General features: G+C 66.6%; 23 protein-coding genes. 14 read left to right on the top strand and 9 right to left on the bottom strand.

The window, feature by feature from the left end; translation table 11 throughout:
* Nucleotides 1–161 precede the first annotated feature (161 nt).
* The 3 genes from waaF to M3I56_RS01530 form a co-directional block, all read right to left on the bottom strand.
* The gene (gene waaF, locus M3I56_RS01540) at nt 162–1,187 is read right to left on the bottom strand and encodes a lipopolysaccharide heptosyltransferase II (RefSeq protein WP_028205951.1); all 1,026 of its coding nucleotides are present in this window, start codon (nt 1,185–1,187) and stop codon (nt 162–164) included.
* 209 nt (nt 1,188–1,396) lie between these two features.
* Nucleotides 1,397–1,591, bottom strand: coding sequence for a zinc-finger domain-containing protein (locus M3I56_RS01535; protein WP_028205950.1), 195 nt, complete (start codon nt 1,589–1,591; stop codon nt 1,397–1,399).
* Nucleotides 1,592–1,651: 60 nt separating this feature from the next.
* Nucleotides 1,652–2,575 (bottom strand): branched-chain amino acid transaminase, encoded by a 924-nt coding sequence (locus M3I56_RS01530; RefSeq protein WP_254352217.1) that lies wholly within the window; start codon nt 2,573–2,575, stop codon nt 1,652–1,654.
* Nucleotides 2,576–3,068: 493 nt separating this feature from the next.
* On the opposite strand from M3I56_RS01530, the gene M3I56_RS01525 reads away from it, so the two are divergent.
* Nucleotides 3,069–4,268 (top strand): phosphoglycerate kinase, encoded by a 1,200-nt coding sequence (locus M3I56_RS01525; protein WP_254352215.1) that lies wholly within the window; start codon nt 3,069–3,071, stop codon nt 4,266–4,268.
* Here the strand turns inward: M3I56_RS01525 and M3I56_RS01520 are convergent.
* Entirely contained in the window at nt 4,265–4,699 is a 435-nt protein-coding gene (locus tag M3I56_RS01520) for a hypothetical protein (protein ID WP_254352213.1), read from the bottom strand. The two genes, M3I56_RS01525 and M3I56_RS01520, sit on opposite strands and share 4 nt — an antisense overlap.
* Here M3I56_RS01520 and pyk point away from each other — a divergent pair.
* From pyk to M3I56_RS01490, 6 genes are all read left to right on the top strand, one after another.
* Nucleotides 4,698–6,134: a pyruvate kinase gene (gene pyk / locus M3I56_RS01515; RefSeq protein WP_254352212.1), complete on the top strand. Its 1,437-nt coding sequence runs from the start codon at nt 4,698–4,700 to the stop codon at nt 6,132–6,134. The two genes, M3I56_RS01520 and pyk, sit on opposite strands and share 2 nt — an antisense overlap.
* A 410-nt stretch (nt 6,135–6,544) precedes the next feature.
* A complete protein-coding gene (gene fba, locus M3I56_RS01510) occupies nt 6,545–7,609 on the top strand; it encodes a class II fructose-bisphosphate aldolase (protein ID WP_254352211.1) in 1,065 nt (354 codons plus the stop codon).
* A 229-nt stretch (nt 7,610–7,838) separates the two neighbouring features.
* A complete protein-coding gene (locus M3I56_RS01505) occupies nt 7,839–8,729 on the top strand; it encodes a phosphoribosylaminoimidazolesuccinocarboxamide synthase (RefSeq protein WP_254352209.1) in 891 nt (296 codons plus the stop codon).
* Nucleotides 8,730–8,755: 26 nt separating this feature from the next.
* Nucleotides 8,756–9,274 (top strand): 5-(carboxyamino)imidazole ribonucleotide mutase, encoded by a 519-nt coding sequence (gene purE / locus M3I56_RS01500; protein WP_028205944.1) that lies wholly within the window; start codon nt 8,756–8,758, stop codon nt 9,272–9,274.
* A gap of 56 nt (nt 9,275–9,330) precedes the next feature.
* Nucleotides 9,331–10,548 carry a 5-(carboxyamino)imidazole ribonucleotide synthase gene (locus M3I56_RS01495; RefSeq protein ID WP_254352208.1) on the top strand — a complete coding sequence of 406 codons (1,218 nt, stop codon included), beginning with the start codon at nt 9,331–9,333 and terminating at the stop codon, nt 10,546–10,548.
* Between the two features lie 14 nt (nt 10,549–10,562).
* Nucleotides 10,563–11,609, top strand: coding sequence for an L-threonylcarbamoyladenylate synthase (locus M3I56_RS01490; protein WP_254352206.1), 1,047 nt, complete (start codon nt 10,563–10,565; stop codon nt 11,607–11,609).
* A gap of 102 nt (nt 11,610–11,711) precedes the next feature.
* Here the strand turns inward: M3I56_RS01490 and M3I56_RS01485 are convergent, their stop codons facing one another.
* The 3 genes from M3I56_RS01485 to dacB form a co-directional block, all read right to left on the bottom strand.
* Nucleotides 11,712–13,106, bottom strand: coding sequence for an SGNH/GDSL hydrolase family protein (locus M3I56_RS01485; RefSeq protein WP_254352205.1), 1,395 nt, complete (start codon nt 13,104–13,106; stop codon nt 11,712–11,714).
* Nucleotides 13,107–13,288: 182 nt separating this feature from the next.
* The gene (locus tag M3I56_RS01480; protein ID WP_254352203.1) at nt 13,289–14,263 is read right to left on the bottom strand and encodes a sterol desaturase family protein; all 975 of its coding nucleotides are present in this window, start codon (nt 14,261–14,263) and stop codon (nt 13,289–13,291) included.
* Nucleotides 14,264–14,605: 342 nt separating this feature from the next.
* Nucleotides 14,606–16,288, bottom strand: coding sequence for a D-alanyl-D-alanine carboxypeptidase/D-alanyl-D-alanine-endopeptidase (gene dacB, locus M3I56_RS01475; RefSeq protein WP_254352201.1), 1,683 nt, complete (start codon nt 16,286–16,288; stop codon nt 14,606–14,608).
* A 420-nt stretch (nt 16,289–16,708) separates the two neighbouring features.
* On the opposite strand from dacB, the gene M3I56_RS01470 reads away from it, so the two are divergent.
* From M3I56_RS01470 to M3I56_RS01445, 6 genes are all read left to right on the top strand, one after another.
* A complete protein-coding gene (locus M3I56_RS01470) occupies nt 16,709–17,371 on the top strand; it encodes a response regulator (RefSeq protein WP_028205939.1) in 663 nt (220 codons plus the stop codon).
* Between the two features lie 86 nt (nt 17,372–17,457).
* Nucleotides 17,458–18,759: an ATP-binding protein gene (locus M3I56_RS01465; RefSeq protein ID WP_254352200.1), complete on the top strand. Its 1,302-nt coding sequence runs from the start codon at nt 17,458–17,460 to the stop codon at nt 18,757–18,759.
* 136 nt (nt 18,760–18,895) lie between these two features.
* On the top strand, nt 18,896–20,401 hold the full coding sequence (locus M3I56_RS01460) for a DegQ family serine endoprotease (protein ID WP_254352198.1): 1,506 nt from the start codon (nt 18,896–18,898) through the stop codon (nt 20,399–20,401).
* A gap of 197 nt (nt 20,402–20,598) precedes the next feature.
* Nucleotides 20,599–21,105 carry a carboxypeptidase-like regulatory domain-containing protein gene (locus M3I56_RS01455; RefSeq protein ID WP_254352196.1) on the top strand — a complete coding sequence of 169 codons (507 nt, stop codon included), beginning with the start codon at nt 20,599–20,601 and terminating at the stop codon, nt 21,103–21,105.
* A 321-nt stretch (nt 21,106–21,426) separates the two neighbouring features.
* Nucleotides 21,427–21,792, top strand: coding sequence for a DUF427 domain-containing protein (locus M3I56_RS01450; protein WP_254352194.1), 366 nt, complete (start codon nt 21,427–21,429; stop codon nt 21,790–21,792).
* Nucleotides 21,793–21,824: 32 nt separating this feature from the next.
* The gene (locus M3I56_RS01445; protein ID WP_254352192.1) at nt 21,825–22,574 is read left to right on the top strand and encodes a CoxG family protein; all 750 of its coding nucleotides are present in this window, start codon (nt 21,825–21,827) and stop codon (nt 22,572–22,574) included.
* Between the two features lie 47 nt (nt 22,575–22,621).
* On the opposite strand, the gene M3I56_RS01440 is transcribed toward M3I56_RS01445, so the two are convergent.
* A complete protein-coding gene (locus M3I56_RS01440) occupies nt 22,622–23,608 on the bottom strand; it encodes a helix-turn-helix domain-containing protein (RefSeq protein ID WP_254352191.1) in 987 nt (328 codons plus the stop codon).
* A 145-nt stretch (nt 23,609–23,753) separates the two neighbouring features.
* On the opposite strand from M3I56_RS01440, the gene M3I56_RS01435 reads away from it, so the two are divergent.
* Nucleotides 23,754–24,389, top strand: coding sequence for a cysteine hydrolase family protein (locus M3I56_RS01435; RefSeq protein WP_375541658.1), 636 nt, complete (start codon nt 23,754–23,756; stop codon nt 24,387–24,389).
* Nucleotides 24,390–24,455: 66 nt separating this feature from the next.
* Here M3I56_RS01435 and M3I56_RS01430 read toward each other — a convergent pair whose 3' ends face one another.
* Nucleotides 24,456–25,109: a TetR family transcriptional regulator gene (locus M3I56_RS01430; RefSeq protein WP_254352188.1), complete on the bottom strand. Its 654-nt coding sequence runs from the start codon at nt 25,107–25,109 to the stop codon at nt 24,456–24,458.
* Nucleotides 25,110–25,520 lie beyond the last annotated feature (411 nt).

The raw sequence follows: 25,520 nt of genomic DNA, 5'->3' as shown, positions 1-25,520 counted from the left end.
GCTCCGATGCGGCGCTTTGGTCCCTCCCGCGCCGATGCCTCTATTGGGCGCGCGCAACGCGCGTGGCGTCCGTTGCGTGGCGCACATCCATTGGTGTGCGCGATGTTTTCAGCGTGGCGGGCGGGACATAGCCGCCCAACGCTGCTGGCGATGCCTGATGCTTATCGCTGCCCGAGCAGCATGCCGCGCAGATCGCCGAAAACCTGCTCCGGGCTCAGTTCGCGCAGGCAGTTCAGATGCCCGAGCGGACACTCGCGCGCAAAGCAGGGACTGCATTCGAGATGCAGCCATTGTACCTTTGCAAGCTCGGACAAGGGCGGCGTGTGGCGCGGATCCGTCGAACCGTACAGCGCGACGAGCGGGCGGCGCAGCGCGGCGGCCACGTGCATCAGGCCCGAATCGTTGGTCACCACGGCATTCGCGCGCGAGATCAGTGCGCACGCTTCGCCGAGTGCGGTCTGCCCGCACAGGTTGCGCACGTTCGGCGCGCGATCGGCAATGGCCTGTGCGAGCGGGGCGTCCTTCGGCGAGCCGAGCGCGACGATCTGCGTATACGGGAACGACTGGCCCACCATCTTCGCGAGCGCCGCGAAATGCTCGGGCGGCCAGCGCTTGGCCGGGCCGTACTCGGCGCCGGGGCAGAACACGAGCAGCGGCACGCGCGTATCGAGATTGAAGCGCGCCGACACACGCGACGCCTCGTTCGGGTCCGACTCGAGGCGCGGCATCGGCAGGTCGTCGGGTACGCTCGCGCCGGGCGCGTAGGCGAGCGCGGCGTAGTGCCCGACCATTGGCGCTCGCTCGTCCTTCGGCGGATTCGCATGGCGCACGTTCAAGAGGCCGTAGCGGTTCTCGCCCGTGTAGCCGATGCGCAGCCCGATATTGGCGAGCCACGGGATCAGCGCGGACTTGAGCGAATTAGGCAGCACGTAGGCGGCGTCATAGCGCTCGGCGCGCAAATCGCCCGCCAGTTGCCAGCGGCGCAGCAGCTGCAGCTTGCCGTGGCCGAGGTCGGTGGCGTAGACGTCGCGGATCTCGGGCATGCGCTCGAGTACGGGCGCAACCCAGGTTGGCGCGAGCGCATCGATCTGAATGCGCGGGTGCAGTTTCACGAGCCGCGAAAAAAGCGGCTGCGCCATGAGTGCGTCACCGATCCAGTTCGGTGCGATTACCAGCGCGCGACGCATCGGGAGTCAGGGTCCGGAGAGGGTAAAGGTTGCACGTGCGGCGTGCCCGCCTGGGACCGGCTCGGGGCCGGCTTGGGGGCGTATCGGGCCGCGCGCGAAACACGGTTGGGAAAAAGACGACGGGCCGCGCGCCGATGAACCGGCAGCGGCATCACGGAAAGACGCGCCGCCGCATGCACGGCGGCGCGCCGCGAGTGAGGCGAAACGCGTCAGTGGCCGTGGACGACCTCGCCCGCGCGCAGCTTGTAACGCGTGCTGCAGTACGGGCACTTCGCTTCGCCGTGCGTCACGTCGAGGAACACGCGCGGGTGGTTGCTCCAGCGCGGCATCGACGGATTCGGGCAGTAAGCGGGCAGATCCTTGGCCGAAAGTTCGACCAGCGGCATTTCCTTAATTTCGCTCATGAGGACGATTCTCTGTGTAGCTGTGGGGGCCGGGCGAAGGGGCGCCCGGACCTTTATGTCTTAGACCTTCGCGAGCCAGTGCGCGTACTTCTCGTTCTTGCCCGAAACCACGTCGAAGAAGGCCGATTGCAGCTTTTCCGTGACCGGACCGCGCGAGCCGCTGCCGATGGTGCGGTTGTCGAGCTCGCGGATCGGCGTGACTTCGGCGGCGGTGCCGGTGAAGAACGCTTCGTCGCAGGTGTACACCTCGTCACGCGTGATGCGCTTTTCGATCACCGGAATGCCCATGTCGCGCGCGAGCGTGATGACGGTGTCGCGCGTGATGCCGTCGAGGCACGACGCGAGGTCCGGCGTGTACAGCTTGCCATTGTTCACGAGGAAGAAGTTCTCGCCCGAGCCTTCCGAGACATAGCCGTCCACGTCGAGCAGGAGCGCTTCGTCGTAGCCGTCGGCGGTGGCTTCCTGGTTGGCGAGGATCGAGTTCACGTACCAGCCCGAAGCCTTGGCGCGCACCATCGACACGTTCACGTGATGGCGCGTGAACGACGACGTCTTCACGCGGATGCCCCTGGCGAGGCCGTCTTCGCCGAGATAGGCGCCCCACGGCCATGCGGCGATGGCCACGTGAATGGTGTTGCCCTTGGCCGAAACGCCGAGCTTTTCCGAGCCGACCCAAATGATCGGGCGGATGTAGCACGACTCGAGCTTGTTCGCGCGCACGACTTCGAGCTGCGCGTCGGCGAGCGTCTTCGCGTCGAACGGCACGTCCATCTGGAAGATCTTGGCCGAGTTGAGCAGACGCTTGGTGTGCTCGGCGAGGCGGAAGATGGCGGTGCTGCCGTCGGCGGTCTGATAGGCGCGTACGCCTTCGAAAACACCCATGCCGTAGTGCAGCGTGTGGGTCAGCACGTGAATGTTGGCGTCGCGCCAATCAATCAGCTTGCCGTCCATCCAGATCTTGCCGTCGCGGTCGGCCATTGACATACGATTCTCCAGACAAGTGCAGTAAATATCGGGCTTATACAGGGGGTTTCGCCGCGCGCCGCGTGGCTGCGGTTGGCAAAGACGATTATTTTAGCGTCATTTGACGCCTTCCAGCGCGCCCGCGGGCACGTGGGGCGGGGTTTTCGGGCGATTTTAGGGTCGTTTCGCGCCGCCTCTGGCCGATTTTTTTTCGGGTTTCACGCATGCTGCAACGCAGCAAATGGCGCGAACGCCCGCCCGGCGAGCAGCGTCTGCCCAAATACGGGAGATTCGCCTGGACACGTCTCAGATCGTCCTGGCTATCAGCTAAAATACCGATCTCGCAATTCGATGCTGGCTCGTGCCAGCGACGAGCAGCCGACACGGCGATCCGGGACAGCGTTCGAAACCGGATCCCGCGCCGTGCCGCCCCGCACGTCTTGCCGCGCCAGAGTATGGCCTGCGGCGCCGCATCGCCTTGCCACCGCCTTCCCACCATCAAGATGACATGCCCATGAACAAGGTTCTGCGTCTTTCCGATCTGATCTCCGAAGGCAAATTGAAGGGCAAGCGTGTATTCATCCGCGCCGACCTGAACGTGCCGCAGGACGATCACGGCAACATCACCGAAGACACCCGCGTGCGCGCCTCCGTGCCGGCCATCAAGGCCGCACTCGACGCCGGCGCGGCCGTGATGGTCACCTCGCACCTGGGCCGCCCGACCGAAGGCGATTTCAAGCCCGAAGACTCCCTCGCGCCGGTCGCCAGGCGCCTCGCCGAACTGCTCGGCCGCGACGTGCCGCTGGTTGCGAACTGGGTTGAAAACGGCGTGAACGTCGAGCCGGGCAATGTGGTGCTGCTCGAAAACTGCCGCGTCAACAAGGGCGAGAAGAAGAACTCGGACGAGCTTGCGCAAAAGATGGCGAAGCTCTGCGATATCTACGTGAACGACGCGTTCGGCACCGCCCACCGCGCCGAAGCCACGACCTACGGCATCGCGAAGTACGCGAGCGTCGCCTGCGCGGGTCCGCTGCTGGCGGCCGAACTCGACGCCCTCGGCAAGGCGCTCGGCGCGCCCAAGCGCCCGCTGGTGGCGATTGTGGCGGGCTCGAAGGTCTCGACCAAGCTCACCATCCTCAAGTCGCTGGCCGAGAAGGTCGACCAGCTGATCGTCGGCGGCGGCATCGCCAACACGTTCATGCTGGCCGCGGGTCTGAAGATCGGCAAGTCGCTTGCCGAAGTGGATCTCGTGGACGATGCGAAGGCCATCATCGAAGCGGCGCGCGCGCGCGGCGCCTCGGTGCCCATCCCGACCGACGTCGTGACCGCGAAGGAATTCTCGCCGACGGCCAAGGCCGAGACGAAGAACGTGGCCGACGTGGCCGACGACGAGATGATCCTCGACATCGGTCCCGTCACCGCCAACGCGCTCGCTGCGCAGCTCGCGCAGGCCGGCACGATCGTGTGGAACGGCCCGGTCGGCGTGTTCGAGTTCGACCAGTTCGGCAACGGGACGAAGACGCTCGCTGATGCGATCGCCAGTTCGGGCGCGTTCTCGATCGCCGGCGGCGGCGACACGCTCGCCGCCATCGCGAAGTACAACATTGCCGACAAGGTCAGCTATATCTCCACTGGCGGCGGCGCCTTCCTCGAGTTCCTCGAAGGCAAGAAGCTGCCGGCGGTCGAAGTGCTCGAAACGCGGGCGGCCGGTTAAGTGGCGCCGCGCGCCCCGGCCGGGAAGGCCATGAGCAAACTTCCTCGTGCAAGCGCACAGAAGTCGCGCAGCGCAGCCGGGGCCGCAGCAAAACAGAAGGGGCGCGCAGCGCCCCAGGCAGAAGCGGATACGGCGAGGGCGGACGCGCCGCCCGCCGCCGCTGCCGAAATGGACATTGCGGCGACGCAGTCGACTGCTGAATCGACAGCCGCACAGAATCCGACAGGGCGCACAGCCACGCCCGCATCGAACATGACTACGCAGGTAGAAAGCGCCGCAGCGGCTCGTGTGAGCCCCGCGGCGTCCTCCAAGAAAGCGACGCCGGGTACACCCGGTGCGCGTTCCGGCGCATCCGCACCCGCGGCGCAGCCGGCCAGCACTTCTCGCAGCAACGGTTTTCCCAGCGATCCTATCCAGACGAGGAGACTCATGCATCGCGCCACCAAGATTGTCGCCACCATCGGTCCGGCTTCCAGCACGCCGGACATCCTGCTGAAAATGATCCGCGCAGGACTGGACGTGGTGCGCCTCAACTTTTCGCACGGCACTGCCGACGACCACCGTCAGCGTGCTGAAATGGTGCGGGACTGCGCCCGCCAGGCTGGCCGCGAAGTTGCGATCATGGCGGACCTGCAAGGTCCGAAGATTCGCGTCGGCAAATTCGAGAATGGCAAGACGACGCTCGAGCCGGGTCATCCCTTTATCCTCGACGCCGAATGCGAGCTCGGTAATGACGAGCGCGTCGGTCTCGACTACAAGGACCTGCCGCGCGACCTGAAGCCGGGCGACATCTTGTTGCTCAACGACGGCTTGATCGTGCTCGACGTTTCGCGCGTGATCGGCAGCGAGATCCACACGGTCGTGCGCGTGGGCGGCGACCTGTCGAACAACAAGGGCATTAACCGCCAGGGCGGCGGCCTGACGGCGCCCGCGCTCACCGCGAAGGACATGGAAGACATCCGCACGGCCATGTCGCTGGGCGCGGACTTCGTCGCCGTGTCGTTCCCGAAGAACGCCACCGACATGGAAATGGCGCGCCAGCTCGCGAACATCGCGGGCGCGCCGTACGGCATCAAGCCGAAGATGATCGCGAAGATCGAGCGCGCCGAAGCGATTCCGGCGCTGCAGGAAATTCTCGATTCGTCGGACGGCATCATGGTCGCGCGCGGCGACCTGGCCGTGGAAGTGGGCAACGCCGCCGTGCCGGCGCTGCAAAAGCGCATGATCCGCATGGCGCGCGACTCGAACAAGCTCGTCATCACGGCCACGCAGATGATGGAGTCGATGATCCACGCGCCGGTGCCCACGCGCGCCGAAGTCTCGGACGTCGCCAACGCCGTGCTCGACGGCACGGACGCGGTGATGCTCTCGGCCGAATCGGCGGCGGGCAAGTACCCGGTCCAGACCATCGAGGCGATGGCCGCGATCTGTCTGGAAGCGGAGAAGTCGGAGCAATCCGAGCTGGACAAGGACTTCCTCGACCGCACCTTCACGCGCATCGACCAGTCGATCGCCATGGGCGCGCTGTTCACGGCCTACCACCTGGGCGCAAAGGCAATCGTCGCGCTCACGGAGTCGGGCTCGACCGCACTCTGGATGTCGCGTCACTGGACCCATGTGCCGATCTTTGCGCTCACGCCGCGCGCGGGCAGCGAGCGCGCCATGTCGCTCTACCGCAATGTCACGCCGCTGCACCTCGATACGAGCAGCGACCGCGACACGGCGCTGCAGCAAGCCATCGAGGTGGTGGTGAGCAAGGGCTTTGCCTCGCACGGCGACATGGTCGTGCTGACCGTGGGCGAGCCGATGGGGCAGCCGGGCGGCACGAACACGCTGAAAATCGTGCGCGTGGGCGACGTGCTGTAAGTTCGTTGCTGTAACCTCGCGGCGACGATTTTTTTCGCTTTATTTTCGCGACTCCCGAAAATAAATGCGGTCGGCGCCCGAGGTTGCCAGCTGGTATCACACTGGTATCGGATCGGCGCCAGATCGGTGCCATTTAGACGCCTTTTCCCCGCAATTGCAGCCCATACGCCGCAGAAACGTCGCGCGGGCTGTCAACTCTTTTTGCACCTTCTCGCGGTTTTGACGCTCCGATACGCCAATTTCATGCCAGTTACGTGCCTGGCGCCGGGAACGGACGCGCTTCGCGATAAAATCACGCCATCGAGCCCGCGGCAGTTCACGCGGGCGGCGGCTGCCAGGCCGCCCTCGACCGGCTGCGCAAGACAGTCGGCGGCAGAAGCATTTCGTTTCAAATCAAAGGAGTAGCAACAATGCCTCTCGTATCAATGCGTCAACTGCTCGACCACGCGGCTGAACACGGTTATGCCCTTCCGGCGTTCAACGTGAACAACCTGGAACAGGTCCAGGCGATCATGGAAGCCGCGAACCAGGTCGGTTCGCCGGTGATCATGCAGGCATCGGCCGGCGCGCGTAAGTACGCGGGTGAGCCCTTCCTGCGCCACCTGATCGAAGCCGCGGTCGAGTCGTATCCGCATATTCCGGTCGTGATGCACCAGGACCACGGCCAGTCGCCGGCGGTCTGCATGGCCGCGATCCGCAGCGGTTTCACCAGCGTGATGATGGACGGCTCGCTCGAAGCCGACGGCAAGACGGTCGCATCGTACGAGTACAACGTCGAAGTCTCGCGCAAGGTCGTCGAAATGGCGCACTCGATCGGCGTGACGGTCGAAGCGGAACTGGGCGTGCTCGGTTCGCTGGAAACGATGAAGGGCGACAAGGAAGACGGTCACGGCGCCGAAGGCACCATGACGCGCGAGCAGCTCCTGACGGACCCGGAGCAGGCCGCCGACTTCGTGAAGCTCACCCAGTGCGACGCGTTGGCCATCGCCATCGGCACCTCGCACGGCGCGTACAAGTTCTCCAAGAAGCCCACGGGCGACATTCTGTCGATCCAGCGCATCAAGGAAATCCACGCGCGCATTCCGAACACGCACCTTGTGATGCACGGTTCGTCGTCGGTGCCGCAGGAACTGCTGGCCGAGATCCGCGAATTCGGCGGCGACATGAAGGAAACGTACGGCGTGCCGGTCGAAGAGATCCAGGAAGGCATCCGTCACGGCGTGCGCAAGATCAACATCGACACCGACCTGCGTCTGGCGATCACGGGCGCGATCCGTCGCTATATGTATGAAAACCCGTCGAAGTTCGACCCGCGCGACTACCTGAAGCCGGCTCGCGAAGCCGCGAAGAAGGTGTGCGTGGACCGCTTCCTCGCGTTCGGCTCGGAAGGCCAGGCCGGCAAGATCAAGCCGGTTCCTTTGGACATGATTGCCGGGAAGTACAAGTCGGGCGAATTCGCGCAGATCGTTCGCTAAGCGGGCTCCTGCGTCAGGCGTTCCGCACCTTGCCGGACGCCTGAAGTCGTCAAAACATCGCCGTTTCCGCCTGTTTCGGGGGAACGGCGATGGGCTTTTCCGGGAAATTTGCCGGTTTTTGGTTTACCCTCGCAATACCTTCGGTTTTACGGTTTCCTCGCGCGGTTGCAACCGCGATTCTGGACCGAACCCGCCTCCGTTTCGATTGTCCTTTTAGCGAATCACGACGATGTCTACCCTCTACGAATCCACGCTCCGCTCGCTGCCGCTTCTCGGCCGCGGCAAGGTCCGCGACAACTATGCCGTGGGCAACGACAAGCTGCTGATCGTCACCACCGACCGTCTGTCGGCGTTCGACGTCATCATGGGCGAGCCGATTCCGCGCAAGGGCGAGGTGCTCAACCAGATGGCCGACTTCTGGTTCGAAAAGCTCAAGCACGTCGTGCCGAACCACCTCACGGGCGTCGCGCCGGAGACGGTCGTGGCCGCGGACGAAGTCGAGCAGGTCAAGGGCCGCGCCGTCGTGGTCAAGCGCCTCGAGCCGATCCTCGTGGAAGCCGTGGTGCGCGGTTATCTGGCCGGCAGCGGCTGGAAGGACTATCAGGCAACGGGCGCTGTGTGCGGCGTCGAACTGCCGCCGGGCCTGGAAAACGCCCAAAAGCTGCCCGAGCCGATCTTCACGCCGGCAGCGAAGGCCGAAATGGGCCACCACGACGAAAACATCACGTACGAAGAGATGGAGCGCCGCATCGGCACCGAGCTGTCGCGCACCATCAAGGACATTTCGATCAAGCTGTACAAGGAAGCTGCCGACTACGCGGCTACGCGCGGCATCATCATCGCCGACACGAAGTTCGAATTCGGTCTCGACAACCACGGCCAGCTGTATCTGATGGACGAGGCGCTCACCGCCGACTCGTCGCGCTTCTGGCCGGCCGACCAGTATCAGGTGGGCTCGAACCCGCCGTCGTTCGACAAACAGTTCGTGCGCGACTGGCTCGAAACCCAGGACTGGAAGAAGGAGCCGCCGGCGCCGAAGCTGCCCGACGAGGTGGTCGCCAAAACGTCGGCGAAGTATCAGGAGGCGCTCGAGCGTCTCACGGGTCAAAAGCTCGCGTGAGCGAGAAGAGGCAAGAAGGAAGCACAATGAGCGAAGTTCAGACGGCTCACCAGCATGCGGCGCCGCTCGTCGGCGTGTTGATGGGCTCCAGCTCCGACTGGGACACGATGAAGCACGCGGTCGCGATCCTGCAGGAGTTCGGCGTCGCGTACGAGGCCAAGGTGGTCTCGGCGCACCGCATGCCCGACGAGATGTTCGAGTACGCGGAAAAAGCACGCGAGCGCGGCCTGCGCGCGATCATCGCCGGCGCGGGCGGCGCGGCGCACCTACCGGGCATGCTGGCGGCCAAGACCACGGTGCCCGTGCTGGGCGTGCCGGCGGTCAGCAAGTATCTGAAAGGCGTGGATTCGCTCCACTCGATCGTGCAGATGCCCAAGGGCGTGCCGGTCGCGACCTTCGCCATCGGCGAGGCGGGCGCGGCCAATGCGGCGCTCTTCGCCGTCTCGATCCTGAGCGTGACCAACACCGAATACGCGAACAAGCTCGCGGCTTTCCGCGTGCGCCAGAACGAAGCAGCGCACGCCATGGTGCTGCCCCCGCTTTGATTGCCCCGCTTTGATCGTCCCCACGCGCCGCGGCCATCCCGCGGCCGACCACCAAGATGACTCCTGACAATTCACCGGTTTCACCGATCCTGCCCGGCGCCTGGCTGGGCATGGTGGGTGGCGGCCAGCTCGGCCGCATGTTCTGCTTTGCCGCGCAGGCGATGGGCTACCGCGTCGCCGTGCTCGATCCCGACGCGACGAGCCCCGCGGGCACCGTTGCCGACCGCCACATCTGCGCCGCGTACGACGACGAAGCCGCGCTTACCGAACTCGCGCGCCTGTGCGCGGCCATCTCGACCGAGTTCGAGAACGTGCCCGCGGCGAGCCTCGACACGCTCGCGAAGTCGACCTTCGTGAGCCCGGCCGGGCGCTGCGTGGCGGTGGCGCAGGACCGCATCGCCGAGAAGCGCTTTATCGCGGCGGCCGGCGTGCCGGTCGCGCCGCACGTGGTGATCGAGTCGTCGCAGGCGCTCGCCGGCATCGACGACAAGGCGCTCGCCGCCGTGCTGCCGGGCATTCTCAAGACCGCGCGCCTGGGCTACGACGGCAAAGGCCAGATTCGTGTCTCCAACGCTGAAGAAGTGCGCGAGGCCCATGCGTCGCTCGGCGGCGTGCCGTGTGTGCTGGAAAAGCGCCTGCCGCTGAAGTTCGAGGTGAGCGCGCTGATCGCGCGCGGCACGAACGGCCAGGCCGCGGTCTATCCGCTCGCGCAGAACACCCACCGCAATGGCGTGCTCTCGCACACCATCGTGCCCGCGCCGGACGCAAGCCCGGTGCTCGTGCAGCAGGCCCAGCAGGCTGCGATCCAGATCGCGGCGAAGCTCGGCTATGTGGGCGTGCTGTGCGTGGAATTCTTCATCCTCGAAGACGGCTCGCTCGTCGCCAATGAAATGGCACCGCGTCCGCACAACTCGGGCCACTACACGACCGATGCGTGTGCCACGAGCCAGTTCGAGCAGCAGGTGCGCGCGATGACGGCCATGCCGCTCGGCGACACGCGCCAGCACTCGCCGGCCGTGATGCTGAACATTCTCGGCGACGTGTGGTTCCCCTGCGCCGTGGGTGAGACGAAGCCCCAGAAGGGCGCCGCGCCCGTCACGCCGCCGTGGGACCAGGTGGCCGCGATGCCGGCCGCGCGCCTGCATCTGTACGGCAAGGAAGAAGCGCGTCCGGGCCGCAAGATGGGCCATGTGAACTTCACCGCGCCGACGCTCGACGAAGCGCGCACGGCCGCGCGCGATTGCGCGCGCCTGCTGCACATCGCCACGAGCTGAGGTTGGGCCGCATCATGTCCGATCAGCAGAATGCGCCGGCCGCTGGCGCGCCGCCTCTGACCAATGCCGACATCGAGCGCGCCGCCGCGCTGCTCGATGCGGGCGAGCTGGTCGCGTTCCCGACCGAGACCGTCTACGGTCTGGGCGGCGATGCGGCGAGCCCCGAGGCGGTCGCGCGCATTTACGCGGCCAAAGGGCGGCCGGCGAACCATCCGGTGATCGTGCACTTGCCGCCCGGCGGCGACCCGCAGTACTGGGCCGCGGAGTGGCCCGAGGCGGCGCAAAAGCTCGTCGCCGCGTTTTGGCCCGGCCCGCTCACGCTGATCGTCAAACGCCACGAACGCATTCCCGACGCCGTCAGCGGCGGCCAGGATTCGGTGGGGCTGCGCTGCCCGTCGCATCCGGTCGCGCAGCAGTTGCTGGCAGCGTTTTCGGCGCGTCGCGGCGGCCATGGCGGCGTGGCGGCGCCGTCGGCGAACCGCTTCGGCCATGTGAGCCCGACCACGGCGCAGCACGTGCGCGACGAATTCGGCGCGGCGGTGCACGTGCTCGACGGCGGCGCATGCGACGTGGGCATCGAATCGACGATTCTCGATCTCTCGCGCGGGTTTCCCGCGTTGCTTCGTCCAGGTCACGTGACGCCGCACGACATCGCACGCGTGCTGGGCGAGGCGCCGCGCTTGCCCGACGGCTCGGACGCCACGGCGCCGCGCGCCTCGGGCACGCTCAAGGCGCATTACGCGCCGCGCACGCCGCTCGCACTGCTGCCGTTCGAGGCGCTGGCGCCGCTGCTTGCGGCGGCGCGCGATGCGGGCGAAACGGTGGCGCTGGTGGCGCGCGCTTCACGCGCGGGCGTCTGGGCGCAGGCTCAGGGCGTGCACTTCGTCGCCGCGCCGGAAGAACCACAGGAATATGCGCGTGAGCTGTATGGCTTGCTGCGCGCGCTCGATCGCGCGAATGTCTCGCGCATTCTCATCGAGAAGCTGCCGGAGACGATCGAGTGGATCGCGGTCAATGACCGGTTGGGTCGGGCGGCGGCGGCGTTCGAGGCGCAGCAGTAGGGCCGAGGACGGTTTCTCGCGTTCAATGAAAAACACCCCACGAACCTGACGGTCCGTGGGGTGTTTTTCTTGCACCGGAAGATCCGGTGCAAGCGACGCTGATTAAGGCGCCTTGCCGATGCCCGCAGCAGCCAGTTGCGTCTCGACGTACGTCGCGAATTGCGAGTGCAGCGCCGTGGTCGGGTGCACGAGATCCGCGAACATGTAGGTCGTGGGCGCGTTGGCCGTCGTCAGCGTTTGCGGCGAGCAGAACAGCGAGCTGCCGAAGCTCTGGCCGTAGGCCGCGGCGTACGCGTTGATGGTGGCTTGCGGCGTCGTGGCCGGGTTCAACCCGAGCGTTGCTTGCGGATTGGCGAGCGCGTAGTTGGTCGCGCTGTTCGTCATGGCCGTGAGGTTACAGGCGGTATCCGTGTTCGTCACGGTGAAGCCGAGGCTTGCCGCGTTCGCGATCGACTGGTCGAGCCACGAGAACGTATCGACCAGCACGACCTTCTTCGCCTGCACGTCGGCCGCGGTGGCCTTGATCAGCGTCAGGTTGTACATCGCCGAAATGAGCGAGAGCGCCTGGTCAGCCGAGCTCGCGGAGCCGGGCGTTGCGCCGATGGCGGCATCAGCCTTCAGCGCTGCCGGCGTCTTGCCAATGTCGGGCACCGTGACGACCGCGATCTTCGGATTGCCGGGGACGATATCCGCATGGACGAGCGCGCCCAGCGTGCCCGCTGCTGTGAGGACCGGGGCGATCGAGGCGAAGCTGGAGGCGTAGTTCGGGTTCGTGACGATACCGAGCGCGATGGCGGCCGGCACCAAGGCTGTTGCCTGCGCTTGGGTGAAGCCTGACTGCATCAGGCTCACAACCGTGCTCTGCTGCGTCGCGGGATCGTTGACGAGCGTCGAAAACGGAGTGGCCGCGAGCGCCGCGCCGAACAACGCCAGCCCCGTGGGGCTGCCGTTAGTGGGCACGTCCAGCAGGTTCAGGATTTCATTCGCGCCGCCTTCCACGAGCACGAGCTGATTCGCGCTAAAGCTGCCGTGCTGCGCCAGATACTGCTGGAGCTGCCACGTGACCGGCTGCTCGCTCGCGGCGGCGATGACGGCGCTGGTATTCGCAACGCCGCCGCCCGTCACCAGCGCGCCGCCTTGCGCGTAGTCGAGCCCGCCCGTTGCCGTGAGCGGCAGACCGAAGCCGCCTTCGAAGGCCGGCGAAAGCGGGTTGCCGAAGTACTCGGACACGTGCTGCGCCCAGACTTCGCCGGGGTTGGTCGTGAAGCGGCCGCCGCCGAAGCCCGGCAGAATCTGCTCCGAATACGTGCCAGCGTCGCTCAGGCTCGTGCCGAACGCCACCACCTGCATGTTGACGCCCGACGGCGGCGGCGTGCTCGCGTTGTTGTTCCCCCCGCTGCTGCCACCGCAGGCGGCGAGCAGCGCAAAAGCGGCGCTCGCGGCAGCGATCTGGGTGGCGCGCAACAGCGTACGGTGTCTCGGTCCTTGATGCTTCATATTCACTTCATCTCCTCTGTGTGTGGCCTTTGATGCCATGCTTGCCTACTCATGCAACGGGTGCTCGTGGCACGAGCGGCTGCCCCGTTGTCGATGTTTTTCCCGACCGCCGGCCTTGCATGCAACCCCCTGCGTGCTGCTGCCCCAGGGTCAGGGCCAAGGCCGACAGACTACGCAATCTCTCAACTGTTGCGCGACCCGAACTCACCCTCGGTGTTGTTTTCCGGCACGCCGAAGCGCGTTCCCGCGGGCGTCGCCGGCGCCGTCACGGATGCGAAGCCCAGTGCGTCGTGGCGCTCGCACCAATCGGGCGGCGCGAACAGCGCGGCGAGACGCGAGCGCCAGTCGGGCATGCGCGCGAAGTCCCGCACCATTGCGAGCCATTCGTGAAACGTCGCCTTAAGCGGATTGCATGACGCGAGTGGCTTGACGATGCCGTAATCGGGCGCGTCGTGCGCGTCTTCCTCGACATAGCTGCCGAACAGGCGGTCCCAGATCGCGAGCACGCCGGCGTAATTGCGATCGATATAGCGCGCGTTGCGCGCGTGATGGACGCGATGCATCGAAGGCGTGTTGAACACGTATTCGAGCCAGCCGAGCTTGCCCACGGCCTGGGTGTGCACGAAGAACTGGAACGCGAGATTGACGAGCACGATCGCGACGATCTGCTCCGGCGTGAAGCCGAGCAGGGCGAGCGGAATCCAGAACAGCCACATGCCCGCCACGGGATACATGAGGCTCTGGCGAAACGCCGTGGAAAGGTTCAGGCGCTCCGACGAATGGTGCACGACGTGCGCGGCCCAGAGCCAGCGTACGCGATGGCTCGCGCGATGAAACACGTAGTAGAGCAGGTCCTGCGCAATGAAGAGTGCGATCCACGCGACGAGCCCAGGCTGCCACGAAACGAGCCGGAAGTGCCGGTAAACGTGGGCATAGACGGGCACGGCGACGAGCCATGCGAGCTTGTCCGCGCCCTGGTGCATGAGCGCGAGCGCGGCGTTGCATAGCGTATCGGGCCAGGCGTAGCGGGCGCTGTCGGGGGTGTCGTTCGATGCAGCGCGCGCCCGCGTGCGGGAGAGTTGCCACGCTTCCCAGCCGATGCAGGCGAGAAACACGGGAGCGAGGGCGAGCAGCAGCCATTGCGCGTCGAACTGCACGAACGTCGTCCTCCTTGTCCCGTGGGCGGCGCTGGTGGGCAGCGCGGCGGTTGTAGTCTCATGTCTTGTCGGCCGCGTTGGTGCGCGTTCTCACGGGCGCGCGGCTCGATTGGCGGGCGCGTATGACAGATTTTTATTACGCGCCTTCGGCCTTTGCCCGTCAGGGTACACGCCTCGCGCCCAGGACGGGCGGCGCTTTGCTAGAGGAAAACTTCGAGCCCGGCGCACGGTGGCGGCCTCGGGCGAGGCGCACGGGGACAGGTCCGCGGCGCCCGCCCGGCGTGCACACAGCGTGTACGCCGTGTGTAGTCAGCGTGCGCCTGGCGCGTGGTCAATGCGTGGTTAATGCGCGCCGCGTCGCCGGGCAGGTGCCTTGTGCGTGGTCTTCGCGACCCTCGACTCTTTTGCCGCGCGCCTCGGATGCGGCTCGACATACACGGGCTTTTCTTCAGGCATGCCCTTGTAGACCCACTCGAGCAACGCGTCGTGCGCGGCGCGTGCGGACTCGGCGCGCGGATCGTTGATGAGGCTCACCACGATCCAGCTCTCGCCGTTCTCGGCCGCCACGTAACCGGCGATGGCGCGCACGTCGCGCAGCGTGCCCGTCTTGATATGCGCGTTGCCTTCCACGCCCGCGTTGGTGAGGCGGTTGCGCATCGTGCCGTCCACGCCGACGATCGGCAGCGAGTCGATGAACACCTGCGCGACCGGGCTCGCGTTCGCGTTCTGCAGCAGGTTCGCGAGCGAGAGCGCGCTGATGTGCTCTTCACGCGAGAGGCCGCAGCCGTTGTCGAGCACGAGTTCGGGCATGTTCAGGCCGCTGCGCCGCAAGAACGTATTGACGGCCGTGGCGGCCTTGGCCGTAGTCGCAGGCGGTTTGGCCTCGACGGCGCCGAGCGTGAGGAACAGATTGCGCGCCATCACGTTGTTGCTGAACTTGTTGATGTCGTGCACGACGTCCGCGAGCGGCGGGCTCTGGTGCACGGCGAGAAGGCGCGCGCGCGGCGGCACGACGCCTTCGCGCACCGCACCGCCCGGCGTGGCGAAGAGGCTGCCGCCCGATTGCTGCCAGAGGGCGAGGAAGCCGTCCGCGAAGAACGTGCTGTGGTCCACGGGAGCGGCCATGTTGAGCGTGCGCTCGCCACAGCGCATGGCGTAGCTGCCCGCGAAGCTCGCGGTGACGACGCCGTTGCCGCCGGGCGAAACCTGCGGGCTCGGCAGCATGCCGCCGCACGCGCCGGCGCGCTCGCGGATCTGGTTGTCGATCTGCCACTGCGCAACGGGCGGCACCACGTCGATCGACACCCCCTCGCGGGAGGGCGAGAACGTGAACGAGACCGCCTTGAACGCGTACATCAGCGGATCGGGGCCAACGTTGTAGGGCGCGCTGTCGTCGCCGTCAAACGAGGGCAGGTCGCGCGTGGACGGATCGAACTCGCTCTTGTCGAGCACGAGTGCGCCGTCGATGCGCGCGACGCCCGCCGCGCGAATCTTTTGCACGAGGTCGATCAGCTCTTCGGGTACGAGCTTCGGGTCGCCCGTGCCCTTGATATAGAGGTTGCCGTGCAGCGTGCCGCTCGCATCGACTTCGCCGTCGGTATAGGCGCTCGTTTTCCAGCGATAGTCGGGACCGAGCATCGCGAGGCCGCTCCACGTCGTGACGAGTTTCATCGTCGAGGCGGGCATCATCGGCTGGCCGGCATTCACGGCGACGCTGGGCTGGCGGTCGCCGACCTTTTCGATCACCACGCTGACCGACGAGAGCGGCACGTGTGCGCGCTCGAGGCCCGCCATCACGGTGGGCGGCAGCACGGTGGTCACGTTGACCGTGGGCAGGCGTGCGCCTTCGGGCTGCGCGTAGGCGGCCGGCGCGGCGGCGAAGCCCGCGGCGAGCGTGGCGCAGGCCAGGGCGAGGGCGAGCGGTCGAGGCAGGCGCGGGGTGGCGGCGGCGCGATGCGTGCGGTCGGTGCGCGAGGCAGGCGGTCTGAACAAGGAGCGTAGGCGGGACAGCGAAGCGGGCAGCATGAAAAGCGTTCGGGCGAGTGCAGGGGCGGTGCTTGGGCCGGGCGCGGCGCACGGCAAGCCAGGGCTCGCCGGTGCTGCGCGCGGACGCGAAAATTGGGGCGGCGTGTGATTCGTGGTGCGCGCGCGATGCGCTCGCTTGAACGTACTGTACAAGCCTGCACGCGCGCATCGCGGCCGAAACACGAGTGGAGCGCCGCAAAAGCGCACATTGTAAAGACCTCGCGCCGCGTGCGCGCATTGCCGGCGAGAAAACGTTGCACATTGCGTGGCGTGATTCAAACACCGCCCGCAATGCGTACTGTTGCAGCGCGACCGGCTGCGCGCCGCAGCGGCGCGGCGCCCCTGTTCAGGCGCTAGAATGCTCGCATCGTCCTCCACTCACGCAGCGCGGCGCAGCGTCGCCGCCTGGCCAACATTACGATGCGCATACTGCTAGTCGAAGATGACCGCATGATCGCCGAAGGCGTGCGCAAGGCGCTTCGCGGCGAAGGCTTCGCGGTCGACTGGGTCGAAGACGGCGACGCCGCCCTCTCGGCCGCGAGCGCGGATTCTTACGATCTCATGCTGCTCGATCTCGGATTGCCGCGGCGCGACGGTCTCGACGTGCTGCGCACCCTGCGCGCGCGCGGCGCGGCGCTGCCTGTGCTGATCCTCACCGCGCGCGACGCCGTGGCCGACCGCGTGAAGGGTCTCGACGCCGGCGCGGACGACTACCTCATCAAGCCCTTCGATCTCGACGAACTCGGCGCACGCATGCGCGCGCTGATCCGCCGCCAGGCGGGCCGCAGCGATTCGACCATCCGTCACGGCTCGATCACGCTCGATCCGGCTTCGCACCAGGTCACCCAGGACGGTTCGCCTGTCGCGCTCTCGGCGCGCGAATTCGCGCTGCTCGAAGCGCTGCTCGCGCGGCCGGGCGCCGTGCTCTCGAAAACCCAGCTCGAAGAGAAGATGTACGGCTGGGGTGAGGAGATCGGCAGCAATACCGTCGAGGTCTATATTCACGCGCTGCGCAAGAAGCTCGGGGCCGACCTGATCCGCAACGTGCGCGGCCTCGGCTACATGATCGCCAAAGACGCATGAGGCGGGTAATCAAGCGCGGCCTTGCATGGGACCGCAGTCAGCGCTAAAGCGCTAACTGCGGATCGACAGGGAGACCCCTTTAGCCGATGAGTTCCATCCGACGACAACTGCTGTTCTGGCTGCTCGCGATCGTCGTCGCGGGCGTCGGGCTCGCGGGCTGGCTGATCTATCGTCAGGCGCTCGCCGAAGCCAACGAGCTGTTCGACTACCAGCTGCAGGAAATCGCCGAGGCGTTGCCCTCCGAGCCATTCAACGAGATCCTCAGTTCGCGCGATACGGGCGACGAAGGCATCGTGCTGCAGATCTGGAATCGCAACGGCGTGCTCATGTACTACTCGCATCCGCGTGCGCCGCTCGCGCCGCGCGCGGAACTCGGCTTTTCGACGGAGCGCACCGATCGCGGCGACTGGCGCGTGTATGGCGCAATCGTCGGCGACAATGTCGTGCAACTCGCGCAGCCCGTTTCCGTGCGCAACCGGCTCGCCGCGAACGTGGCGTTGCGCACGCTCTGGCCGCTCATCGTGGTGCTGCCGTTTCTCGGCATCGCGGTCTGGATCATGGTGGGGCGCGGGCTCAGGCCGCTCTCGCGCGTCGCGCGCGCACTCGATACGCGTCATCCCGAAGCGCTCGACCCGCTGCCCGAAGAGCGTCTGCCGCGCGAAGTCACGCCGCTCGTGCATGCGTTGAACGCGCTGCTCGAACGCCTCGCGCAGGCCATCGACACGCAGAAGGCCTTCGTCGCCGATGCCGCGCATGAGTTGCGCACGCCGCTGGCGGCCGTGCAGATCCAGGCGCAACTCGTTGCGCGCGCAAAGGATGACGAAACACGCCGCGAAGCGCTCGTCGATCTGCAGGCGGGCGTGACGCGCGCCACGCGTCTTGCCGAGCAACTGCTCGCCCTCGCGCGTTCCGAGCCTGACGGTCATGCGCGCGCGCAGAACGTCGATCTGCATGCGCTGCTCGATGATTGCGTGCTCAACTATGCGCCACTCGCGCAGCAGCGCGGCGTCGATCTCGGCATCGAGGAAAGCGCGGTCGCGAGCGTGCATGGCGACGCCGACGCGTTGCGCGTGATGCTCAACAACCTGCTCGACAACGCGACCAAATACACGCCCGCGGGCGGCCGCGTGGACGTGAGCCTCGCCGTCGTCGATGGGCATCCGCGCGTGCGCATTGCGGACAGCGGGCCTGGCATCCCGCAAGGCGAGCGCGCACGCGTGTTCGATCGCTTTTATCGCGTGGGCGCGGGCGTGAATCGCGCGCGCACCGATATCGCCGGCACGGGCCTCGGGCTTGCTATCGTGCGACGAATCGCGGATCAGCACGGCGCGACCATCACACTCGGCGATTCGCCCGCCGGCGGCCTGCTCGTGGACGTGCGGTTCTGAGTCCGAATCGCCCGCAAATGCCCGCTGCGCGGGCGTTTGCGCGATTATTGCGATTTCCGCGTACTTAAGACTCCTTTAAGCGACACGGCTTACTCTTCGGTACGTCGTGATGAGTACCCCGCGCAAGGAGTCCGCAATGAATACAAAAGTTCTTTCCCGCAGTGCCGTGGCAGCCGCCGTGGTCGTCGCATTGTCGGCGGGCTACGTAGCAGGGCACCGTGATCTGCCTGCTCCGCAGGTTATCTCGCAGGCCCAGGCCGCGGCGTTGATGCCGGCCGAAGCCGCAGCCAAGACTGGCATTCCCGACTTCTCGGGTCTCGTGGAAACCTACGGGCCCGCGGTGGTCAACATCAGCGCCAAGCACGTCGTGAAGCAGACGGCGATGCGCAGCGGCGGCAGCGGTTCGCAGCAACTGCCGATCGATCCGAGCGATCCGTTCTACCAGTTCTTCAAGCACTTCTACGGCGGCGCGCCCGGCATGGGCGGCGGCGACAATGGTCCGCAGGCGGACCAGCCGAGCGCGAGCCTCGGTTCGGGCTTCATCGTCAGTCCGGACGGCTACATTCTCACGAACGCGCACGTCGTGGACGGCGCCAACGTCGTGACGGTGAAACTCACCGACAAGCGCGAATACAAGGCGAAGGTCGTGGGCGCGGACAAGCAGTCGGACGTCGCCGTGCTCAAGATCGACGCGAAGGATCTGCCGACCGTGAAGATCGGCGACCCGCGCCAGAGCAAGGTCGGCCAGTGGGTGGTGGCGATCGGCTCGCCGTACGGCTTCGACAACACGGTGACCTCGGGCATCATCAGCGCGAAGTCGCGCTCGCTGCCGGACGAGAACTACACGCCGTTCATCCAGACCGACGTGCCGGTCAACCCCGGCAATTCGGGCGGCCCGCTGTTTAATCTGCAGGGCGAAGTCATCGGCATCAACTCGATGATCTATTCGCAGACGGGCGGCTTCCAGGGCCTTTCGTTCGCAATCCCGATCAATGAGGCGATCAAGGTCAAGGACGAACTCGTCAAGACCGGTCATGTGAGCCGCGGGCGTCTCGGCGTCGCGGTGCAGTCGATGAACCAGACGCTCGCCAACTCGTTCGGCATGGAGAAGCCGCGCGGCGCGCTGGTGAGTTCGGTGGACGCGAGCGGTCCGGCCGCGAAGGCGGGCCTGAAGCCCGGCGACGTGATCCTGTCCGTGAACGGCCAGGCCGTGGACGATTCGTCCGATCTGCCATCGCTCATCGCGGGCATGAAGCCGGGCACGAAGGCCGATGTTCAGGTGTGGCGTGACAAGAGCACGAAGAACCTCACCGCAACCATCGGCGCGCTGGGCGACGCGAAGGTGGCTTCGAACGACGCACCGCAAGCGCAGATGCAGGGGCGTCTAGGCGTCGCGGTGCGCCAGCTCACGCCGGAAGAGAAGAGCAACGGCTCGCTCGACCACGGTCTGCTCGTCGAGCAGTCGGGTGGCGCGGCCGAGAATGCGGGTGTCCAGCCCGGCGACGTGATTCTCGCCGTGAACGGCCGCCCGGTGACGAGCGCCGATCAGCTCAAGCAAATGGTTTCGAAGGCTGGCAACAGCATTGCACTCCTGATCCAGCGAGACGACGCACAGATTTTCGTGCCCGTCGATCTCGGCTGATCCCTGCTGTCGCGAATCCGGCTCCGTGCGCCGGATTCGCGGCGAGAGCAGGTTTCATTACGTTGTACCTGCGCTGCCGCCGTTGGCCCCTGGCCTCGGCGGCAGCGGTTTTTTTGGGGCGCACAAAACCTTCTGCGCGCCGATCGGGCATGCCCCTTGCGGAAGCATTACATCGGACCACCTGAAAGGAGCGATCGATGAAGCGTTTCCACAACTCGCGCCCCGTCCATACGACCGCTTACGCGGCGATCCTCGCGGCCACACTTGCTCTCGGCTACGCGGGCGGCGCGGCGGCGCAGCAGGCCGATGCCTCAGGCACGGTCGGCGGCTCGACCACCGACAACACGAGCGCCGGCAACACCAATGGCGGCGGCATGCCGCAAGTCCAGCAGCAGGGCGACGTGTCGTACGTCTCCGGCGGGGTGGGCCTCGACGAATCCAGGGCGCTGCTCAGTGCGGAGCGCCAGTGGCCACTGGCGTTGCGCTTTACCCAGCGCAGCGGTGAGTACGTCGCGGACGTGCGCGTGCAGATCACCGACTCGCACGGCGCAAGCGTGCTCGATACGACTTCGCGCGGGCCGTATATGCTCGTGAAGGTCCGTCCGGGCCGCTACAGCGTGCACGTGAGCCATGCGGGCGTCGACAAGACCAGCGCCGTGACGGTGGGCTCGAACGGCAGCGCGCGGGCGGCGTTCATCTGGTAAGGCGCCCAGCCGGGCCAGGCCGGGTTTGGGCGCTCCCGCACGCGCGCCGCGCATAAGATTCACGCAGCCAGGACGAGTTTGGCCGATAATGAAGCCGAAGGGAGGCCGCGATCGCTCAGGCGTGTCGCGAGCGGGTTCGCGTGTTGCCGTCGGTCGCCGTCGATTGCGTGATCGGCACGGCGACAGGCGACTGGCGAGCGGCCATCCCGTGGCATTGCACGGCACGCGCCTTCATGGCGGCGTGCCACGCGAACCGGTGCGGGCTGCCGGCCGGCGAGGGCAGGGCGCCGCAGGCGCCGCCTACCAACAGGGGAGCCGAACATGGCGGTCGAACCGGCTGCGGACCATCGCATCGAACTCGTCGCGAACCGTCACCGCGTGCGCGTGATTCACGGCGGCATCACCATTGCCGATACGCTGCACGCCGTCACCCTTTGCGAAACCGGCTACCCCGACGTCTTCTACTTTCCGCGCGCCGACGTGAACATGGCGCGACTCGAACGCTCCGGCCAGACCTCGCATTGCCCGTTCAAGGGCGAGGCGACGTATTTCCATTTGCGTACCGAAGACGGGCGCGTCGACGACGCGGCCTGGAGCTACGAAGCGCCGCTCGATGACGCACGCGGCATCAAGGGGTATCTGGCTTTCTACGCGACTCGCGTAGACCGGATCGACCAGACCTCCTGATATGGCCCGGTAGCTTGCATAGGGGAGCCGCCATGGAACTGAACGATGCGTTGAGAATTCCGCTCGAACCGGCCGCCGTCTGGGCGGCGTTGCAGGACGTGGCGCTCGTACGCGCGAGCATGGAGCATTGCGAGTCGTTCAGGCGGCTCGGCCCCGGCGAATACGCGATCACGCTCACGGTGCCGCTCGGGCCGCTGCGCGCACGCTATGAAGTGCGTGCCCACATTGCCAATGACACGGCGCAGGTGCCGCTCACGCCCCGGCGCGTGCTGAGCTTTCGCGCCCGCGCGGACGGCATCGGCTCGCTGCGCGGCCAGATCGACGTCGCGCTGCGCCCCGAAGAGCGCGCTATGACGCGGGAGCCGGGTACGGGCAAGGATGTGAGCACGCGGATCGACTACTCGGTGTGGGCCACGCTCACGGGACCGCTTTCCGAGCTGCCGCCGCGCCAGATCGAGAACGCGCTGCACGAACTCGCCGACGACTTCTTCACGGAGTTCTGCGCCGTGGTTGCGGTCAAGCACGGCCAGGCGCCGAACCGCGTGGCGGGCGAGCAGCCGCGCCGGCAGCACGTGTTCCTGCGGCCGATCAACCTCGCCGGTCTCGCCCGGCGCGCGCATATCCTGCCGCAGCACCATGCGGGCGGCACGCTCTCGGGCCGCGCGGCAAGCACGCTGAATCACGAGCCGCCGCCGCACGCCATGCCGTATTGGGCGTGGGCCGCGATGATCTTTTTCGTCGCGCTGCTGCTGTATGCGGCGCGCTGGTTTACCGCGACCTGAATGCGGCGGCGGGCGGCGCGCGCAAGGTGCGCCGCCCGTCGAACCCCTCACGCCCCCCGGAACTCCCGCCGCCACGCCGACGGCGAGATCCTGAACGCCTCCACGAAATGCTGACGCAACGACGCGGCCGAGCCGAAACCCGCGCGCTGGGCGATTGCGTCGATCGGCTGATCGGTGCTTTCGAGCAACTGCTGCGCGCGGGCGAGGCGCTCGCCGAGCAGCCACGCGCTCACCGTCGAGCCCGTCGTCAAACGGAACTGGCGCGTGAAGGTGCGCCGGCTCATCAGCGCACGCTGCGCGAGCGAGTCGAGCGTGTGGGGCGCGTCGAGGTGGGCGCGAATCCAGTCGAGCAGACCCGGCAGACGGTCGCCGCGGTCAGCCGCCGCGAGCGGCTGCCGCACGTACTGGGCCTGGTTGCCCTGGCGATGCGGCGGCACGACGAGCCGCCGCGCCACGTAGTTCGCGGCGCTCGAGCCGCACAGGCGCCGCATGAGATGCAGGCAGCAATCGAGTCCCGCCGCCGTGCCCGCCGAGGTGAGCAGGTCGCCGTCGTCGATGTAGAGCACGCCGGGATCGAAGCGCACGGCCGGAAAGCGCAGCGCGAAATCGTCGGCGGCGGCCCAGTGCGTGGTGCCCGGGCGGCCATCGAGCAGGCCCGCATGTGCGAGCACATAGGCGCCGAGGCATAGCCCGACGAGGATCGCGCCGCTCTCGTGCGCTTCGCGCAGCGCGTCGCAAAGCGCGGCGGGCGGCGCCTCGTGGGTGTCGCGCCAGCTCGGCACGACGATCACGTCCGCGCCGCGCAGCCCCTCGAGGCCCTGCGGCGCGCCGATCGTGAAGCCTGCCGTGGTCGTGAGCGTGCCGGGCTCCGCCGCGCAGACGGCGAGTTCGAACGGCGGCACGCCGCCTTCGCTGCGGTCTTCGCCGAACACGACGCAAGGCACCGAGAGATGGAACGGGCTGATGCGGTCGAAGGCGATGACGGCGACGCGCAACGGGGCCGTTGAAGGGGCCTGACGGGGAGCAGTGGCCATGACGAGTCCCGAAGAGGAATGGCCCGATTTTAGCGAAAGTTGTCATCCGGGCCACTGTCGCGGCGGCGCGCGCGGCACCACAATCCCGCCATCGACTTCGCGTCTTCGGACCGGTCGGTTCCTTTCACCCCCTGGAGGCATGGCCATGTCCGCGAATCCGCGCCGGGCGCTCGTCGTCATCGACGTGCAGAACGAATATGTCAGCGGCGATCTGCCGATCGAATATCCCCCCATCGAGACGTCGCTCGCCAATATCGGCCGCGCGATCGACGCCGCGCGCGCGGCCGGCGTGCCGGTCGTGGTCGTGCAGAACTTCGCCCCTGCGGACTCGCCGCTCTTCGCGCGCGGCAGCGTGGGCGCCGAGCTGCATCCGGTCGTGGCCTCGCGCGAGCGCGATCACTATGTCGAAAAAGCGCTGCCGAGCGCCTTCGCGGGCACTGATCTCAAAGCGTGGCTGGCCGAGCGCGGCATCGACACGCTCACGGTGGCCGGCTACATGACGCACAACTGCGACGCCTCGACGGTGTTCGAGGCGACCCACGCGGGTCTTGCCGTCGAGTTTCTGGCCGATGCGACGGGTTCGGTGCCGTACGCAAACGAGGCGGGAACGGCTAGCGCCGAGCAGATCCACCGCGTGTTCAGCGCAGTGATGCACACGCGCTTCGCTGCGGTCGTGAGCACGGATGCCTGGCTTGCCGCCGTCGAAAAAAGCGTGCCGCTCGCGCGTGACAACATCTACGCGTCGAATCAACGGGCCCGCGCGAACCGCGTGCCGGCCTGAGCGGTCAAGAAAAAGGCGGCCTCGTCCGTGGGCCGCCTCGATCGATCCGGGATGCGCGCGCAGGGCTCAGGCGTCCGGCTCGCTCGCGCCAATACGCAGCGACGGGCTGAAGCGCAGCGCGTCGAGCATCGCGTCGACGTGCAGCTCGGCGTTGCTCGCCACGTCGAACACGTCCGGCAGGATCGCCGTATCGCGCAGGGCGCCGCCAATGAACGAATGGAGCACGCGCGAAGCGCGCTTGGGGTCGAGGTCGGCGGGCAACTGGCCCTTCGACATCGCATTGCGCAAACCCTGCTCGATGCTCGCCAGGCCCTCGCGCATATCGGTCTGATGGCGCGCCATCACTGGTCCCATCTCCTCGACGAACTCGCACTTCAGGAACAGGATCTCGAACACGCGTCGGCGGCGCGCGTCGGTTGCCGTATTGCGCAGACACAGAATGCACAAATCGCGCATGCGCCCGAGCGGGTCGGGCTCGCCGGGATCCGTCGATGCCACCTTCAGCTCGTCGAGCGGCAGCACCACGCGGTCGAACATGGCCGTGAACAGGTCGCCCTTGTTTTCAAAATGCCAGTAAATCGCGCCGCGCGTCACGCCCGCGGTCTGGGCGATGTCGGCCAGCGAAGTGCGCGACACGCCCTTTTCGTAAAAGACGTGTTCGGCGGCGTCGAGGATCCGGTTGCGCGTCTCCAGCGCTTCCTCTTTCGTTCGGCGGACCATTTTGTAAGATGAGTGCGTTGCTGCGGGTTAGGGGGAGTGAATGTATTTGGGGTGCGAACCGTAATGTATTGATTTGTAATATGGAGGTGATGCGCGGATCGCTCCTGAAGTACCACTCAACGGTTACGTAACGTCCTTTTACATTCGTTCGCGAATGTATCTATAATAGCACCCCACCACCTAGGTGCCTCAAGTGGTGATGTCCGGTTAATATCCGTCCTTGGCCAAGTGGTCGTAGAAACCCCAATGCGCGACGCCTCTCGCGGCGGCGCGCGGCAGTATCGCCCGGACGGATATGTAGACCGGAATGCGCCTTTCTAGAAGAAAGTACCGGGTTTATCCGTCAGGTATTTGCCAGATGCTGGCGTGCGTGGTCGTCCTCCTCGTTGCAGGACGCCGCACGCTTTTATT

The sequence above is a fragment of the Paraburkholderia sp. CNPSo 3281 genome (genome assembly GCF_024206515.1).
Classification (GTDB): domain Bacteria; phylum Pseudomonadota; class Gammaproteobacteria; order Burkholderiales; family Burkholderiaceae; genus Paraburkholderia; species Paraburkholderia nodosa.
The sequence above is the reverse complement of the archived record's forward strand: the minus strand, read 5'-3'. Positions and strand labels throughout refer to the sequence as shown.

Bases quoted from the DNA above. Each gene is read 5' to 3' on its own strand.
- M3I56_RS01430 (WP_254352188.1), bottom strand. From the start codon at position 25,109: ATGGTCCGCCGAACGAAAGAGGAAGCGCTGGAGACGCGCAACCGGATC.
- M3I56_RS01470 (WP_028205939.1), top strand. From the start codon at position 16,709: ATGCGCATACTGCTAGTCGAAGATGACCGCATGATCGCCGAAGGCGTG.
- M3I56_RS01520 (WP_254352213.1), bottom strand. From the start codon at position 4,699: ATGAGTCTCCTCGTCTGGATAGGATCGCTGGGAAAACCGTTGCTGCGA.
- waaF (WP_028205951.1), bottom strand. From the start codon at position 1,187: ATGCGTCGCGCGCTGGTAATCGCACCGAACTGGATCGGTGACGCACTC.
- M3I56_RS01450 (WP_254352194.1), top strand. From the start codon at position 21,427: ATGGCGGTCGAACCGGCTGCGGACCATCGCATCGAACTCGTCGCGAAC.
- dacB (WP_254352201.1), bottom strand. From the start codon at position 16,288: ATGCTGCCCGCTTCGCTGTCCCGCCTACGCTCCTTGTTCAGACCGCCT.
- M3I56_RS01455 (WP_254352196.1), top strand. From the start codon at position 20,599: ATGAAGCGTTTCCACAACTCGCGCCCCGTCCATACGACCGCTTACGCG.
- M3I56_RS01485 (WP_254352205.1), bottom strand. From the start codon at position 13,106: ATGAAGCATCAAGGACCGAGACACCGTACGCTGTTGCGCGCCACCCAG.
- M3I56_RS01445 (WP_254352192.1), top strand. From the start codon at position 21,825: ATGGAACTGAACGATGCGTTGAGAATTCCGCTCGAACCGGCCGCCGTC.
- M3I56_RS01525 (WP_254352215.1), top strand. From the start codon at position 3,069: ATGAACAAGGTTCTGCGTCTTTCCGATCTGATCTCCGAAGGCAAATTG.
- M3I56_RS01465 (WP_254352200.1), top strand. From the start codon at position 17,458: ATGAGTTCCATCCGACGACAACTGCTGTTCTGGCTGCTCGCGATCGTC.
- purE (WP_028205944.1), top strand. From the start codon at position 8,756: ATGAGCGAAGTTCAGACGGCTCACCAGCATGCGGCGCCGCTCGTCGGC.
- M3I56_RS01435 (WP_375541658.1), top strand. From the start codon at position 23,754: ATGTCCGCGAATCCGCGCCGGGCGCTCGTCGTCATCGACGTGCAGAAC.
- M3I56_RS01460 (WP_254352198.1), top strand. From the start codon at position 18,896: ATGAATACAAAAGTTCTTTCCCGCAGTGCCGTGGCAGCCGCCGTGGTC.
- M3I56_RS01495 (WP_254352208.1), top strand. From the start codon at position 9,331: ATGACTCCTGACAATTCACCGGTTTCACCGATCCTGCCCGGCGCCTGG.
- M3I56_RS01535 (WP_028205950.1), bottom strand. From the start codon at position 1,591: ATGAGCGAAATTAAGGAAATGCCGCTGGTCGAACTTTCGGCCAAGGAT.
- M3I56_RS01530 (WP_254352217.1), bottom strand. From the start codon at position 2,575: ATGTCAATGGCCGACCGCGACGGCAAGATCTGGATGGACGGCAAGCTG.
- fba (WP_254352211.1), top strand. From the start codon at position 6,545: ATGCCTCTCGTATCAATGCGTCAACTGCTCGACCACGCGGCTGAACAC.
- M3I56_RS01490 (WP_254352206.1), top strand. From the start codon at position 10,563: ATGTCCGATCAGCAGAATGCGCCGGCCGCTGGCGCGCCGCCTCTGACC.
- M3I56_RS01505 (WP_254352209.1), top strand. From the start codon at position 7,839: ATGTCTACCCTCTACGAATCCACGCTCCGCTCGCTGCCGCTTCTCGGC.
- pyk (WP_254352212.1), top strand. From the start codon at position 4,698: ATGCATCGCGCCACCAAGATTGTCGCCACCATCGGTCCGGCTTCCAGC.
- M3I56_RS01440 (WP_254352191.1), bottom strand. From the start codon at position 23,608: ATGGCCACTGCTCCCCGTCAGGCCCCTTCAACGGCCCCGTTGCGCGTC.